General features: G+C 71.3%; 11 protein-coding genes and 1 pseudogene. 6 read left to right on the forward strand and 6 right to left on the reverse strand.

The window, feature by feature from the left end; all coding sequences use genetic code 11:
* Window positions 1–16: 16 nt before the first annotated feature.
* From CHC05_RS29045 to CHC05_RS29055, 3 genes are all read right to left on the reverse strand, one after another.
* Complete coding sequence (locus CHC05_RS29045) at window positions 17–1,060, reverse strand: 1-phosphofructokinase family hexose kinase (protein ID WP_089253788.1); 1,044 nt, start codon at window positions 1,058–1,060, stop codon at window positions 17–19.
* Window positions 1,057–1,818, reverse strand: a complete 762-nt coding sequence (locus CHC05_RS29050; protein ID WP_089253789.1) for a DeoR/GlpR family DNA-binding transcription regulator — start codon at window positions 1,816–1,818, stop codon at window positions 1,057–1,059. Before CHC05_RS29050 ends, CHC05_RS29045 begins: the two co-directional genes overlap by 4 nt.
* Before the next feature lie 118 nt (window positions 1,819–1,936).
* Entirely contained in the window at window positions 1,937–2,758 is an 822-nt protein-coding gene (locus CHC05_RS29055; protein WP_089253790.1) for a helix-turn-helix transcriptional regulator, read from the reverse strand.
* Between the two features lie 102 nt (window positions 2,759–2,860).
* On the opposite strand from CHC05_RS29055, the gene CHC05_RS29060 reads away from it, so the two are divergent.
* On the forward strand, window positions 2,861–3,718 hold the full coding sequence (locus tag CHC05_RS29060; RefSeq protein ID WP_089253791.1) for an oxidoreductase: 858 nt from the start codon (window positions 2,861–2,863) through the stop codon (window positions 3,716–3,718).
* Here CHC05_RS29060 and CHC05_RS29065 read toward each other — a convergent pair.
* A complete protein-coding gene (locus tag CHC05_RS29065; RefSeq protein WP_144022821.1) occupies window positions 3,715–4,989 on the reverse strand; it encodes a GGDEF domain-containing phosphodiesterase in 1,275 nt (424 codons plus the stop codon). The genes CHC05_RS29060 and CHC05_RS29065 overlap by 4 nt on opposite strands.
* 242 nt (window positions 4,990–5,231) lie before the next feature.
* Here CHC05_RS29065 and uvrA point away from each other — a divergent pair.
* Window positions 5,232–8,177 (forward strand): annotated as a pseudogene (gene uvrA, locus CHC05_RS29070) (excinuclease ABC subunit UvrA); the annotation flags it as partial.
* Between the two features lie 1,476 nt (window positions 8,178–9,653).
* Here uvrA and CHC05_RS43150 read toward each other — a convergent pair.
* On the reverse strand, window positions 9,654–9,785 hold the full coding sequence (locus CHC05_RS43150; RefSeq protein WP_281257739.1) for a hypothetical protein: 132 nt from the start codon (window positions 9,783–9,785) through the stop codon (window positions 9,654–9,656).
* A 49-nt stretch (window positions 9,786–9,834) separates the two neighbouring features.
* On the reverse strand, window positions 9,835–10,791 hold the full coding sequence (locus CHC05_RS29075; RefSeq protein WP_245871285.1) for an aminoglycoside phosphotransferase family protein: 957 nt from the start codon (window positions 10,789–10,791) through the stop codon (window positions 9,835–9,837).
* Between the two features lie 136 nt (window positions 10,792–10,927).
* Here CHC05_RS29075 and CHC05_RS29080 point away from each other — a divergent pair, with 136 nt between their 5' ends.
* From CHC05_RS29080 to CHC05_RS29095, 4 genes are all read left to right on the forward strand, one after another.
* Window positions 10,928–11,401, forward strand: coding sequence for a Rieske (2Fe-2S) protein (locus CHC05_RS29080; protein WP_089253794.1), 474 nt, complete (start codon window positions 10,928–10,930; stop codon window positions 11,399–11,401).
* A 68-nt stretch (window positions 11,402–11,469) separates the two neighbouring features.
* A complete protein-coding gene (gene uvrC, locus CHC05_RS29085) occupies window positions 11,470–13,503 on the forward strand; it encodes an excinuclease ABC subunit UvrC (protein WP_089253795.1) in 2,034 nt (677 codons plus the stop codon).
* A gap of 11 nt (window positions 13,504–13,514) precedes the next feature.
* Entirely contained in the window at window positions 13,515–14,408 is an 894-nt protein-coding gene (gene rapZ / locus CHC05_RS29090) for an RNase adapter RapZ (protein WP_179266428.1), read from the forward strand.
* Complete coding sequence (locus CHC05_RS29095; RefSeq protein ID WP_089253796.1) at window positions 14,408–15,355, forward strand: gluconeogenesis factor YvcK family protein; 948 nt, start codon at window positions 14,408–14,410, stop codon at window positions 15,353–15,355. Before rapZ ends, CHC05_RS29095 begins: the two co-directional genes overlap by 1 nt.
* Window positions 15,356–15,375: the final 20 nt, after the last annotated feature.

Below are 15,375 nucleotides of genomic sequence, written 5' to 3' on the forward strand. Positions count from 1 at the left end.
GTGGGGGAGGGGTCCGTCAGCCTCGCGGTGCCAGGCCCCGGACGAGATCGGAATCGGGATGGATCACAACAGCGTCCCGCCGCAGATCAGCGGGACGCGGCATGCGGCTACCGGGCAGACTGACCGCCGCGGCACCCCACGCCAGCCCTTCAGCAAGGGCGGCCACGAGATCAGGCCTGCTGGCGCCGACCCGGCCGTCGCCGTCCGGAGCACCGCCGTTGCCGACGGCGGAGGCCGCGTTGGCGTCATCGGTGGTTGCCGCTTCCGTGCGGCTGAGGGCGGCCAGGAAGCCCGCCAGCAGCGCGTCGCCGGCGCCGACCGTGCTGCGGGGGGACGGGACCACCGCGGCGCCGCTGACGACGGTGTCCGCGGTGACCAGGATGGCGCCCTCGGCTCCCAGGCTGGCGAGGACCGCGCCGGCGCCCCAGCCGCGTACGAGATCGGCGGCCGAGACCACGTCCGACCGGTCGGCCAACGGATGGCCGACCACTTCGGACAGTTCTTCGCGGTTGGGCTTGACCAGGTGGGCGCCCGCCTCCGCGGCCGCCCGCAAGGCCGGCCCGCTCGTGTCGACCGCGAGCCGCACCCCCGCCGCGACGATCCGCCGGCACAGCCGGCCGAACGCCTCCGGCGAGACACCCGGCGGCAGACTCCCGCAGACCACCACCCACCCAGCGGTCCCGGCCGCGGCCAACGCCTGGCCGGTCACCGCGTCGAACTCGACCGCGGACAACGAAGGCCCAGGCTCGTTGACCTTGGTCACCGTGCCGTCGGGTTCGGCGAGGGTGATGTTCGAGCGGGTGTGGCCGCCGATCGGGACGGCGACCAGGTCGACGCCCTCCTCGGCCAGCAGGCGCACCAGTTGGGCGCCCTCGTCGCCGCCGCACGGCAGGACCGCCCGTGATGGCACGCCGTTGGCGAGCAGGGCCCGGGACACGTTGACACCTTTTCCACCGGGGTCGAGGCGGCCGGAACGGGCCCGGATGACGTCGCCCCGGGCCAGCGAGTCGATCTCGACCGCTCGGTCCAGGCTCGGGTTGAGGGTGACGGTGACGATCATGCGCGGACCACGCGGACGCCGGCCGCCTCGACGTCGCCCGCCAGTTCGTCGTCGAGGCCGCTGTCGGTGATTAGCACGTCGAGGTCGGTGAGCGTGCCGAAGCGGGCCAGGTAGTCGTTGCCGACCTTGGTGTGGTCGGCGAGCAGCACCACCCGGCGGGCCGCGGCGATCATCGCCCGCTTGACCGTCGCCTCGGCCGGGTCGGGGGTGGTCAGGCCGCGTTCGACCGAGCAGCCGTTGGTGCCCATGAACGCGACGTCCACGTACATGTCGGCGAGCGGGCGCAGCGCCCAGTCGTCGACGGTGGCGAGGGTCTTGCCGCGGACGCGGCCGCCCAGCAGCAACACGGTGAGGTTGGCCCGGGTGCCCAGCACCGTGGCCAGCACCGGCGAGTTGACCACGACGGACAGTTCGCGGTCGGTCGGCAGGGCCTGGGCGAGCCGGGCCGTGGTGCTGCCCGCGTCGAGAATGACCGCGCCCTCGTCGGGAAGCTCGGCCAGGGCCGCCTTCGCGATGCGCTCCTTCTCGGCGATCAGCACGGAGTCGCGGGCGGCGAGGGCCGGCTCGAACCCGATCCGCTCGACCGGGATCGCGCCACCGTGCACCCGGCGGAGCACGCCGGCCCGCTCCAACACGGTCAGGTCGCGGCGGACCGTCTCCGCGGTGACCTGGAGGTCCTCGGCCAGCGCGGCGACGTCGACCCGCCCCTGAGCACGGGCGAGCCGCAGGATCTCCTCTTGCCGCTCCTCCGCGTACATGTTGCTTTGCCTCCGTATCACTTTGTTTTGTTTCTGTTTACGCTTGAGTCTGTGGGAAGTCAAGACATGGAAATGCCCCGAACCGTGGGGTACGGCCGGGGCAACGGTGAAGCGACAACTAGGAGGCCGCGAGCGACCCCAGCAACGCCAGTGAGCGGGCCGACTCGCTCCCGGGTTCGGCGTGATAGACACCGAGCACCAGGCCGTCCGCGCCGGCGATGGCCAGCTTCTCCGCGAACAGATCGAGGTCGCCGACCTCGGGATGGCGCATCAGGCTGAACCGGCCCTCGGGCCGGCGCACGTCGTGCCGGGCCCAGAGCTCGCGGAACTCCTGGCTCTTCAGCGACAGCTCACCGACCAGCGCGGCCAGCACCGGGTCGTCGCCGTGCCCGGTCGCGTCGGCGCGCAGCCCGGCGACGACATGGGCCACCGCCTCGGCCCAGTCCCGGTGGAAGGTCCGCTCGGCCGGGTCGAGGAAGACCTGGCGCAGCCGGTTGACGCCAGGAGCCAGGCTCGGCGTGAGGGCCAGCGCCATCCGGTTGGCGGCCAGCACGTCGAGCCAGCGGGTCTGCACGAACGCGGGCACGGTCTGCGCGTCGAGGAAGTACCGGATGCTCTCCGGAACGACGGGCGGCGCGGAGCGGGCCGCGACGGACCGGGACGTCGGCTGGCTGAGACTGATCATGTACGCGGTGGCATCCGCGTCGAGCCCCAATACCCGGGCGAGCGCGTCGAGCACTTGCACGGACGGGCGCCGGTCGCGGCCCTGCTCCAGCCGCAGGTAGTAGTCGGAGCTGATCCCGGCGAGCATCGCCACCTCTTCGCGGCGCAGCCCCGGCACCCGCCGGACGCCCACGCCGGGACCGAGGCCGACCTCGGCGGGCGTGACCCGTTCGCGGTGCGCGCGCAGGAAGTCGCCGAGGGCGTTGCCGGTCTCCATGCCATCGACGATAGGCGCGTCCGGGACGCCCCGGGTGGCCCTGCCACACCCAGGAACAGCGCGACTCTGCCTGTCGACGGCGGATCGCGGCACCGTGGCCGCATGACGACTTCAACCACCCTCCACCTGGCCGACGACCTCACCATCAGCCGCATGGGTTACGGCGCGATGCAGCTGGCCGGACGCGGCGCGTTCGGACCGCCGCGCGATCACGACGAGGCGGTCGCGGTGCTCCGGGAGGCGGTCGCGCGCGGTGTCACTCACATCGACACGAGTGACTACTACGGCCCCGTAGTGGTCAACCGGCTCGTCCGGGAAGCTCTCCACCCGTACCCGGAGAATCTGGTCATCGCGACCAAGGTGGGCTCCCGGCGCATGCCGGACGGCGCCTGGATCCAGTCGCTGCATCCCGAGGACCTCAAGGCCCAGGTGTACGACAACCTGCGCAACCTCGGAGTCGACGCGCTCGACCTGGTGAACCTGCGGGTCGGTGGCGTCGAGGAGACCCGGGACGATCCGCTGGCCGAGCCCTTCGGCGCGCTGGCCGAGCTGCGGGAGCAGGGTCTGATCCGGCACCTGGGGCTCAGCGGCGTCACGGTCGGCCAGCTCCGCGAGGCGCAGTCGATCGCGCCGGTCGTGGCGGTGCAGAACCTCTACAACCTCGTGAAGCGCGTCGACGATCCGCTGGTCGACGTGGTCGCCGCGGAGGGCATCGCGTTCGTCGGCTTCTTCCCGCTGGGCGGCTTCTCGCCCCTGCAGAGCACGACGCTGTCCGCCGTGGCGGAGCGGTTGGGCGCGTCGCCGCAGCAGGTCGCGCTGGCCTGGCTGCTCCAGCGGTCGAAGACCATGGCGGTCATCCCGGGTACGTCGTCCGTGGCGCACCTGCGGGAGAACCTGGCCGCCGCCGACCTCGTGCTGCCCGCCGACGCGGTCGCCGAGCTCGACGGGATCGCGGGCTAGTTGGGGGAGACCAGCGGGGTGCCCGGCCAGCGTAGCGCGCGGGACGCCGGCGCCGGACGACCGAGATGGAAGCCCTGGGCGTACGGCATGCCGAGCGCGGCGAGCGTCCGTACCTCCAGGGCGTTCTCGACCCCCTCGGCGATGATGTCGGTGACTCCGGCGCCGGCGGCGAGCAGGCGGACCGCCCGTACCACCGTCGGGTCGGGCAGTCCCGGCTCGTCGTCGTGGAGCAGCTCCCGGGAGATCTTGATGCCGTCGATCGGCAGCCGGCGGACGCTCGCCAGCGACGAGAACCCGGTGCCGAAGTCGTCGACCAGCACCCGGATGCCGGCCCGGCGCAGCTCGATGAGTTGGGCGCGGGAGCGGGCCGACGCCAGCAGCGCCGACTCCGTGACCTCGATGCGCAGCTCGTCGCCGGGGATGCCCTCCTCGTCGAGGGCGCGCAGCACCTGGCCGGCGAAGGCCTCGTCCTCGAGCTGCATGACGCTGACGTTGACCGAGAGCCAGGTGTTGCGGTAGCTGCCGTAGCGGCGCTTGTCGCGCAACGCCCGGCGGAGCACGCGCAGGCCGATGTCACCGATCAGGCCGTTGCGCTCGGCGGCGGCGATGAACGCGTCCGGCGACACCCAGCCGCGTTCCTGGTCGGGCCACCGGGCCAGCGCCTCGTGCCCCACGATCCGGCCGCCGTCGAGCGCGACCACGGGCTGGTAGTGCACGGTGAGCCGGTCGGCCTCGACGGCCCGCCGGAGGTCTATGTCGAGCGAGACCCGCTGGTGGGCCTCGACGTCCATCGGGCCGCGGCAGACGGTGACGGCGCCCGGGGCGCGCCGGCTCGCGTCCTCCAGGGCGAGGCTGGCGCGGGAGAGCACGGTCTCGCCGTCGTCGCCGGGGCGGGCCGCAGCGGCACCGGCGCTGAGCTGGCCGTACACGGTCGGAGTCCAGCCGCTGCCCTGCGCGACGAGCTCGTGCATGCGCTTCTCGAGCCCGTCGGGGCTGTCCAGCGCGAGCAACATGTTGCCGTCCGGCAGCACCGCCAACATGTCGCTCGGGCCGAGGCGCGACCTGATCCGGGTGCCGATCCGGTCGAGGAGCTCGGTGGCCGCGGCGGAGCCCAGGGTGGTGCGGATCTCGCGGTAGTCGTAGATCGCGAACCGGGCGACCGCGTACCTGGTTCCACGCTCGTCAGAGAGCGTCGCAAGGTGATTACACAGAGTAGTCGGCTCGACCATCGTCGGCGGAGTGGGCACACGCGTCGTCAGGTCCGCTGTCACAATTTCCCCCTGAGCACGTGGGTCGTCCCAGCCGACGGCCCTGCGCACTGTGATTACCGGACGCCCCACCGTACGTGATGGGCGGGGCAAATCGGGTACCCAAAATGACCGAAATCACCGGCCCCTGACATCTCCCCTGATCGGGGGAATGCCTCGGCTCCAAAAAGTGTCATACCCCGCGGCTAAAGTTGCCACGGCAGAGATTCTGCAGGTCTTTCATCATGTCAGGAGTGGGTTGGGCTGTGGCCGACCGACTGATCGTGCGCGGCGCGCGGGAGCACAACCTGCGTGACGTCAACCTGGATTTGCCCCGCGACGCCATGATCGTGTTCACCGGGCTGTCCGGGTCCGGCAAGTCGAGCCTCGCATTCGACACGATCTTCGCAGAGGGTCAGCGACGTTACGTAGAGTCGCTGTCTTCGTACGCTCGGCAGTTCCTCGGCCAGATGGACAAGCCCGACGTCGACTTCATCGAGGGCCTCAGCCCGGCCGTCTCGATCGACCAGAAGTCGACCTCGCGCAACCCGCGCTCGACGGTCGGCACCATCACCGAGGTCTACGACTACCTGCGGCTGCTCTACGCGCGGGTCGGCGAGCCGCACTGTCCGGTCTGTGGCGAGCCGATCGCCCGGCAGAGCCCGCAGCAGATCGTCGACCGGGTGCTCGCGATGCCCGAGGGCACCCGCTTCCAGGTGCTCGCGCCGGTGGTCCGCGGCCGCAAGGGCGAATACGTCGACCTGTTCGCCGAGCTCCAGTCCAAGGGCTTCGCGCGGGCCCGCGTCGACGGCGTCGTGCACCCGTTGACCGAGCCGCCCAAGCTCAAGAAGCAGGAGAAGCACACCATCGAGGTGGTCGTCGACCGGCTCGCGGTGAAGGCGTCCGCCAAGCAGCGGATGACCGACTCGATCGAGACCGCGCTGCGGCTGGCCGCCGGTGTGGTGCTGCTCGAGTTCGTCGACGAGCCCGACGACTCGCCGGCCCGCGAGCGCATCTTCTCCGAGCACCTGGCCTGCCCCAACGACCACCCGCTGGCGATCGAAGACCTCGAGCCCCGGGTGTTCTCGTTCAACTCTCCCTACGGCGCCTGCCCGGAGTGCACCGGCATCGGCACCAAGAAAGAGGTCGACCCCGAGCTCGTGGTCCCCGACCCCGAGCGCACGCTGCGCGAGGGCGCGATCCAGCCGTGGTCGACCAGCCAGACACTCGAATACTTCCTGCGTCTGCTGCAGGCGCTGGGCGACGCCGAGCACTTCGACCTCGACACGCCGTGGCGCGCCCTGTCCAACCGGGCGCAGAAGACGATCCTCTACGGCTCCAACGACCAGGTGCACGTCCGCTACCGCAACAAGTACGGTCGCGAGCGCTCCTACTACACGGGCTTCGAGGGTGCGATCCAGTGGATCGAGCGCCGGCACGGTGACACCGAGTCCGAGTGGTCGCGCGACAAATACGAGGGCTACATGCGCGACGTGCCGTGCCCGGTCTGTGGCGGCGCGCGGCTCAAGCCCGAGGTGCTCGCGGTCACCATCGACGGCAAGAACATCGCCGAGGTCACCGGCATGTCCGTCGGCGACTGCGCCGAGCTGCTCGGCGCGATGGTGCTCAACGACCGGCAGAAGCTGATCGCCGAGCGGGTGCTCAAGGAGATCAACGCCCGGCTGCGGTTCCTGGTCGACGTGGGTCTCGACTACCTGTCGCTCGACCGGCCGGCCGGCACCCTGTCCGGCGGCGAGGCGCAGCGCATCCGGCTGGCCACCCAGATCGGCTCGGGCCTGGTCGGCGTGCTCTACGTGCTCGACGAGCCGTCGATCGGCCTGCACCAGCGCGACAACCATCGGCTGATCGAGACGCTGGTCCGGCTGCGCCGGCTCGGCAACACGCTGATCGTGGTCGAGCACGACGAAGACACGATCCGCACGGCCGACTGGGTCGTCGACATCGGCCCGGGCGCGGGCGAGCACGGTGGCGAGATCGTCCACAGTGGCTCCTTCGAGGACCTGCTGAAGAACGAGACCTCGGTGACCGGCGCCTACCTGTCAGGCCGCCGGCAGATCCCGACCCCGATGATCCGCCGGCCGGCCACGCCCGGTCGCGAGCTGGTCGTGGTCGGCGCGCGCGAGCACAACCTCAAGAACCTGACGGTGCCGTTCCCGCTGGGCCAGTTCATCGCGGTCACGGGCGTCAGCGGCTCGGGCAAGTCGACGCTGGTCAACGACATCCTCTACACGGTGCTGGCCAACCAGCTCAACGGCGCGCGCCTCGTGCCGGGCCGACACCTGCGGGTCACCGGCCTCGACGACCTCGACAAGGTGGTCGGCGTCGACCAGTCGCCGATCGGCCGCACACCACGCTCCAACCCCGCGACCTACACGGGCGTCTTCGACAACATCCGCAAGCTGTTCGCCGAGACCACCGAGGCGAAGGTCCGCGGCTACGGCCCGGGCCGGTTCTCCTTCAACGTCAAGGGCGGCCGCTGCGAGAACTGCGCGGGCGACGGCACAATCAAGATCGAGATGAACTTCCTCCCGGACGTGTACGTGCCGTGCGAGGTCTGCAAGGGCGCCCGCTACAACCGCGAGACGCTCGAGGTGCACTACAAGGGCCGCACGATCTCCGAGGTCCTGGAGATGCCGATCGAGGAGGCGTCGACCTTCTTCGAGGCCATCCCGGCGATCCACCGCCACTTGAAGACGCTGGTCGACGTGGGCCTGGGCTACGTCCGCCTGGGCCAGCCGGCCCCCACCCTCTCGGGCGGCGAGGCCCAGCGGGTCAAGCTGGCGTCGGAGCTACAGAAGCGCTCGACCGGCCGCACGGTCTACGTCCTCGACGAGCCCACCACAGGCCTGCACTTCGAAGACATAAGGAAGCTGCTCAAGGTCCTGGAGAGCCTGGTCGACAAGGGCAACACGGTCATCGTCATCGAACACAACCTCGACGTCATCAAAACCGCCGACTGGATCATCGACATGGGCCCGTCCGGCGGCCACCGCGGCGGCCTGGTCCTGGCGGCCGGTACCCCCGAGGAGATCGCCGAGGTCCCGGAGAGCGCGACGGGCCAGTTCCTACGCCACACGCTGGAACTGACGGGCCCGGCCAAGGGCTCAGAGAAGGCCACCGCGCGAGCAGCGAAGGCCAACGGCACCAACGGCAAAGCAGCCGGGGCCGGCAACGGCAAGCCCGCGGGTGCCGGCAACGGCAAGGCAGGCGCGGCCGCGGGGGCCAACGGCAAGGCGGACGCGGGGACGGCCACCAACGGCAAGGCCGCAGCGGGCAACGGCCGGGCGACGAAGCCGAAGCCGGCCACGGCGGCGAAGACCACCGCGGCAAAGGCAACCAAGACCGCCGCAGCCAAGGCCACGACGGCCAAGACAACGGCCGCGAAGGCGGCCAAGACAACAAGCACCACCCGGTCCAAGCCCACGCCGGCGGCGGAGGAGAAGCCGGCGAAGAAGGCCGCAGCACCCCGCGCCCGGACCGGCTCGAAGGCCACGACGCGGACGCGCGGCTAGGGAGTCGTTGGGCTCGGCGCCCGGATCGGGGGCGCGCGGTCAGGGGTGGTTGGGGCCTGGCGCCGGATCGGGGTTGTCGGCCGCCGTGCAAGCGCGCGGCCAAGGGCGGTCCGGCTTCGCGTCCATTTCGGTTCGAGGGTTGGTACGCGCGACGCGCTGGGATCGTCGGGTTCGGCGCCCGGGTCGGGGGCGTGCGGTCACGGGTGGTTGGGGCCTGGCGCCGGATCGGGGTTGCCGGCCACAGCGCGAGCGCGCGGCCAAGGGCGATCGGGCTTCGCGTCCATATCGATTCGCGCGCGACGGCCTGGGGATCGTCGGGTTCGGCGCCCGGATCGGTGTTGCCGGCTGGCGCGCGGCTAAGGGCGGTCGGGCTTCGCGTCCATTTCGGTTCGAGGGTTGGCACGCGCGACGCGCTGGGGACACGCGCGACGCGCTGGGGAATCGTCGGGCTCGGCGGCCTGCCGAGCGGGCGCGCGGTTTGTGATCGTTGGCCCCGCGCCCGCGCTGGTTCGAAGGCGGAGACGTGGCGTGGCTTCGGATCGTGGGCTTCCCACCTAGCTCGCGATCTGCGGCTGCAGTTGGGGCCTCACGACCTGCGGTTAGTAAGCGCTTACCAACCGCAGGTGAGTGAGCGCCCACTACCGCCCGGCGGGTAAGCGCTTGGCGCCCGGATCGGCGGCGCGCGGCCGGTGGTAGTTGGGCATCGCGTCCCGCATCCGGTTGAGGGCTGCGACTCGCGACGCGCTGGGGAGGGTTCGGAGGCCGGGACGTCGGCCTGGCTTTGGGCCGTGGGCTTGGTGCCTCGATCGGCATCTGCGGCTGCCGTGCGGGCGTGCGGTCAGGGGGTTGGGCGCAGCGCCCGGATCGGGTCGACGGTGGAGACGTGGGTCCGCGGACAAGGACTCGGCCACGCCTGCCGTGCCGGCCCAGGTCGCGCATTGCCGATGACGGCGGTATGCGTGGCCCTGCCGTCGATGTCGGGATGTGTCGGCCATCCCGGCCGCAGCATCTGCCAGGACCTACGTGTTGTTGCATGTCCGTACGTGCAACAACACGTACGGTCCGCAGAACACGCCTTCGTCTCTGCGTGAACGCGCGGGCGGACCCTGTGCGGAGCGACATTCCCCTCCCGTGCGACCTGATGAGGCGCCGCGGTCAGAGCGTTGACGGGCCGCCTTCCATGCCGAAGAGCCAGTGCCGGTCGGGGTGTGGGGTCGGTGGCAGCTTGTCGTCGATCAGCCGCGTGATGGCCTCCGTGGCTACGTGGCCCGCCTCGCCGATGATCACGTCGTAGGCCCAGAACCAGCGTCCGCCGTACTCGACCTAGCCTGTTTGCTCATAGGTTCGCCAGCGTTCGGGCCTCGCGCATGATGGCCGCGCCGCCCTCGACGTTGCCGTGGTGTGCTGCCCACAGGGCCGTTTCGACTCGGCGGGCTGCGGACCACTGGGCGATGCGGTCGCCGGATATCGACAGCTCGGCGGCCAGCAGCGCGATGCGGGAGCGGAGCTCCCGGGCCGGGTCAGACGTCGAGAACGGGTCGTCGATCTGTTCCAGCAGCGGCCACGGGTCGTACGCCGGGTCTCCCGTCATCGGTTTCGGGTCGATCGCGAGCCAGGTCCCCGACCGCCCGGAGAGGATGTTGCCCGGGTTGAAGTCGCCGTGCAGCAGGACCGTGCGGTCGGCCGACGCCGGCAACTCGCGGAGCAGGCGGGCGCCCTCGGCTACCAGTCCCGGGTCGTAGCCCGGCCGCACGACGGCCATTCGCTCCTCGACCAGGTCCGCCCACTCGGCGGTGACCGTGCCCAACTCCTCGAAGGTCCCCGCAGGCGGCACGTTCCACAACTGCCGAAGGACGCCGCAACCCGCCCGCAGGGCGGAGGCCGCGTCCAGGCCCGCTGAGCCCAGCGGCTCCCCGGGCACACATCGCTCCAGGAGGAGCGCGTGCCGGACAGGGTCCTCCGCCAGCAACCGCACGGCGCCGTGGCCCGCCCAACGTCGCAGCGCTGCGGGCTCGCCGAGCATCTCCCGGTGTGGCCACCCGATCTTCACGATCACCGGGGCGCCGTCCGGCAGCGCCGCCGGTGCGACCCAGCTGCACGAGCCACCGTGCACCGGCGGAGACAGCGACAGGCCGAACTCGTCGCGGACCTCCGAGATCAGGGCCGGCAGCGACGCCAACCACGGCTCGGCCTCGGCCAACCGACCGAGTTGACGGACCACGGGCAGCGTCGGCGGCAAAAGCGCGAGCGACGCGACGTGTATCTCTATCTCGACCGCCTCCCAGCAGGGCACAAGCTTCAATCAGTATCGTGCCTCGAACCAAATGTCCTGACCCGCGCGTGATGAACCGGGGGCCGCCGACCTGCGTATGGGTTGGCGGGGAAGTCAAACATTCAACCGACCGTGCGGCCGAGGAGAGGCATAGCGGATGAGTAGGGAAGAGGCGGTGACCAGCCGGCGCACGCTGCTGGCCGGCGTGGGAGCGGTGGGGGCCGTGTCCGTGCTGGCGGCCTGTGGCAGTGACGACCCGGCCGGGTCCGGGGCCGCCACCAACGGTGGCAGCAACCCGGAACCCACCGACCAGGCGGAGGAGCCGAGCGGCGACACTGGTGGCGGCGAGGTCGTGGGCAAGGTGGCCGACGTGCCGGTCGGAGGCGGCGCGATCTTCGCGGCGACCGAGATGGTGGTGACGCAGCCGACCGCGGGGCAGTTCCACGGGTTCCGGGCGGTCTGCACCCACCAGGGTTGCCCGATCGCCAGCGTCGACAGTGGCACGATCAACTGCAGTTGCCACGGCAGCAAGTTCTCGCTGGACACCGGCGAGCCGCGTAACGGGCCGGCCACCCGGGCCCTGACGGAGCGCCAGGTCACGGTCAAGGGCGACGACATCGTCCTGGCTTGACGGAGGGCCGGCGGGTCGGCCACCAAGATCAAAGGATCTTGTCACAGGCGAGCGATACGCTTTCCACCGTGGCTGACCCGTCGACCTACCGGCCCCCATCGGGCTCGATTCCGGACCTTCCGGGCGTCTACCGGTTCCGGGACGCGACCGGCCGGGTCATCTACGTCGGCAAGGCCAAGAGCCTGCGCAGCCGCCTCAACTCCTACTTCGCCGATCCGTTCGGGCTGCACCAGCGCACCCGCCAGATGGTCACCACGGCGACCTCCGTCGACTGGATCACCGTCGGCACCGAGGTCGAGGCGCTCCAGCAGGAATACACCTGGATCAAGGAATACGACCCGCGGTTCAACGTCCGCTACCGCGACGACAAGTCCTACCCCTACCTGGCCGTCACGCTCGACGAGGAGTTCCCCCGGCTCCAGGTGATGCGGGGCGCCAAGCGCAAGGGCGTCCGCTACTTCGGCCCCTACTCACACGCCTGGGCCATCCGCGAGACGCTCGACCTGCTGCTCCGGGTCTTCCCGGCGCGCACCTGCTCCAAGGGCGTCTTCAAGCGGGCCGGCCAGATCGGCCGGCCGTGCCTGCTGGGCTACATCGGCAAGTGCTCGGCGCCCTGCGTCGGCTCCGTGTCCGCCGCCGAGCACCGGCAGATCGTCGACGACTTCGTCGACTTCATGGCGGGCAAGACCGACACGTTGGTACGCCGGCTGGAGCGCGAGATGCTCGAGGCCAGCGAGCAGCTCGAGTTCGAGCGGGCCGCCCGCCTCCGCGACGACGTCGCCGCCCTCCGCCGGGCCATGGAGAAGCAGACCGTCGTGCTCGGCGACGGCACCGACGCCGACGTGGTCGCCTTCGCGGAGGACCCCCTCGAAGCGGCCGTCCAGGTGTTCCACGTCCGCGGCGGCCGGGTTCGCGGCCAGCGCGGCTGGGTGGTGGAGAAGACCGAAGACCTGAGCACCGGCGACCTGGTGCACCACTTCTGCTCGCAGGTCTACGGCGGCGAGCAGGGCGAGACCGACGTGCCGCGCGAGCTGCTGGTGCCGGCGGTCCCGGCCGACGTCGACGCGCTCGCCGACTGGCTCAGCCAGCACCGGGGCAGCCGGGTCACGATGCGGGTGCCGCAGCGGGGCGACAAGAAGGCCCTGCTCGAGACGGTGGCCCGCAACGCGCAGGAGGCGCTGACCCGGCACAAGCTCAAGCGCAGCGCCGACCTCACGACCCGCAGCCAGGCGCTGGAGGAGATCGCCGAGGCGCTCAACATGGACACGGCGCCGCTGCGCATCGAGTGCTACGACATCTCGCAGATCCAGGGCACCGACGTCGTCGCCAGCATGGTCGTCTTCGAAGACGGGTTAGCCCGCAAGAGTGAATATCGGCACTTCGTCATCAGGGGTGCGACCGACGACCTGTCCGCGATCTCCGAGGTGTTGCGCCGCAGGTTCGCCCGTTACCTCGACGCCCGGGCCGAGACCGGCGAGCTCGGCGACGAGATGGAGATCGATCCCGACCGGCCCGGCATCGACCCGCGCACGGGCAAGCCGCGCAAGTTCGCGTACCCGCCGCAGCTCGTCGTGGTCGACGGTGGCGAGCCCCAGGTGCGGGCGTCCGCCGCGGTCCTGCGCGACCTGGGCATCGACGACATCGCGCTGTGCGGCCTGGCCAAGCGCCTCGAAGAGGTGTGGGTCCCCGACGATCAGTTCCCGGTCATCATGCCGCGCACGTCCGAGGGTCTCTACCTGCTGCAACGCGTACGCGACGAGGCGCACCGCTTCGCCATCACGTTCCACCGGCAGCGCCGTTCCAAGCGGATGACCGTGTCCCAGCTCGACAGCATCCCGGGGCTGGGCGAGATCCGCCGCAAGACGCTGCTGCGGCACTTCGGCTCGGTCAAGCGCCTGACCGCGGCCTCGGTCGACGAGATCTCCTCGGTGCCGGGCATCGGCCGGGTCACCGCCGAGGCGATCAAGGCAGCCCTGGGCGGCGATCCGGCGACGCCGGCGGAGTCGACACAGGAAACGGAGACGACACCAGAGACGGCGGCGCCGGAGGCGGCGCCCGGGACGGAAGAGGGCGATGAGTCCGATGTTTACCGCGATGCCTAGGATTTCGCGTCGTGGGTGAGCGCGAGCACGACGAGCTGGACCGGTCCGACACGACGCTCGTGATCGTCACCGGCGTCTCGGGCGGCGGCCGGAGCACGGTGGCGCGCGCGCTGGAGAACGTCGGCTTCTACGTCGTCGACAACCTGCCGCAGGCGCTGATGCTGGAGATGGCCGAGCTGGCCTACGCCGCCGGCAGCCCGGCCCGGCTCACGGCCATGGTGCTCGACGTGCGCAGCCGCGCGTTCTCCGCCGACCTGACGGGCGCGGTGCACGCGCTCAAGGAGCGTGGCTTCAACCCGCACGTGGTGTTCCTCGACGCCGCCGACGACGTGCTGATCCGGCGCTTCGAGAGCGTCCGTCGCTCGCACCCGCTGCAGGGCGACGGCCGGCTGGCAGACGGGATCGCCGCCGAGCGCAAGCTGCTCGAGGAGGCCCGCGAGCAGGCCGACGTGATCATCGACACCAGCCACCTCAACGTCAACCAGCTCCGCCGCCGCGTCGAGGAGATGTTCGGCGGCGAAGACGCCCGGCGCCTGCGGGTGACCGTGCTCAGCTTCGGCTTCAAATACGGCCTGCCGCCCGACGCCGACTTCGTGCTCGACGCGCGCTTCCTGCCCAACCCGTTCTGGGTGCCGGAGCTGCGCGACCAGACCGGCCGCGACGAGGCGGTCAGCGACTACGTGCTCGGCCAGCACGGCGCGGTGCCGTTCGTCGACACGTACGCCCGGCTGATCCTCGGCACCGCGCCCGGCTTCGAGCGCGAGGGCAAGCGCTACCTGACCGTGGCCGTGGGCTGCACGGGCGGCAAGCACCGCAGCGTCGCGATCGCCGAGGAGCTGGCGACCCGCCTGCGCGAGTCCCGGCTGTCGGCCTCCGCCCAGCACCGTGACCTGGGGCGCGAGTGATGCGCGTCGTCGCGTTCGGAGGCGGCCACGGCCTGTCCGCCTCGCTGCGTGCCCTGCGGGGGCAGGGCCACGACATCACCGCCGTGGTGACGGTCGCCGACGACGGCGGGTCCAGCGGCCGGCTGCGGTCCGAACGGTCCGCGCTGCCCCCGGGCGACCTGCGCCAGGCGCTGGCCGCGCTGGCCGCCGACCGCCCCGACACGAGGCAGACCGCCGAGCTCTTCCAGCACCGGTTCGCGCCGGACGGCCGCGACCACAGCCCGCTCGACGGCCACACTGTCGGAAATCTGGTACTCGTCGGCCTGATGGAACAGCTCGGCGACCCGGTGTCCGCTTTGGATCACGCGGCGCGGATGGTCGACGCCTCCGGCCGGGTGCTGCCGATGGCGGTCAAGGCGGTGGGCATCGAGGCCGACATCCGGGGTGCGGACCCCAGAAGGCCGGGCATGCTGCTCACCGTCGTCGGGCAGCACGCGGTCGCGGTCGCGCCCGGCCATGTCGAGGCGGTCCGGCTCACTCCGGCCGACCCTCCGGCGTGTCCCGAGGCGGTGGCGGCGGTCGAGCAAGCCGACTGGTTGATCTTCGGTCCGGGCAGTTGGTACACCAGCGTGATCCCGCACCTGCTGGTGCCCGAGCTGGCCGCCGCGATCGTGGCCAGCCGGGCGCGCCGCCTGGTGACGCTCAACCTGGCCGCCGAGCCCGAGACGTGGGGCCTGTCGGCTGCTGATCACCTGGCCGCGCTGCGCTGGTACCTGCCGGAGCTGAAAGTCGACACGGTTCTCGCCGACGGGACCGCCGTCGGTGACCCCGAACCCGTCCGTCGTGCGGCAGAATCGCTGGGTGCGCGGCTGGTGCTCGCCCCGGTGGCGGTCGCCGACGGGAGTCCCCGACATGATCCCGAGGCCCTCGGGGCGGCCCTGGTGCCTGTCCTGGGTGCCAGTCGTTAAGCACGTGAGAACCCACCGGC

Origin of the sequence: Asanoa hainanensis, assembly GCF_900188485.1 — a bacterium.
GTDB classification, from domain to species: Bacteria; Actinomycetota; Actinomycetes; order Mycobacteriales; family Micromonosporaceae; genus Asanoa; species Asanoa hainanensis.

Coding starts and splice junctions, on each gene's coding strand:
- CHC05_RS29080 (WP_089253794.1), top strand. CDS start 10,928: ATGAGTAGGGAAGAGGCGGTGACCAGCCGGCGCACGCTGCTGGCCGGC.
- CHC05_RS29050 (WP_089253789.1), bottom strand. CDS start 1,818: ATGTACGCGGAGGAGCGGCAAGAGGAGATCCTGCGGCTCGCCCGTGCT.
- CHC05_RS29055 (WP_089253790.1), bottom strand. CDS start 2,758: ATGGAGACCGGCAACGCCCTCGGCGACTTCCTGCGCGCGCACCGCGAA.
- CHC05_RS29060 (WP_089253791.1), top strand. CDS start 2,861: ATGACGACTTCAACCACCCTCCACCTGGCCGACGACCTCACCATCAGC.
- CHC05_RS29095 (WP_089253796.1), top strand. CDS start 14,408: ATGCGCGTCGTCGCGTTCGGAGGCGGCCACGGCCTGTCCGCCTCGCTG.
- CHC05_RS29045 (WP_089253788.1), bottom strand. CDS start 1,060: ATGATCGTCACCGTCACCCTCAACCCGAGCCTGGACCGAGCGGTCGAG.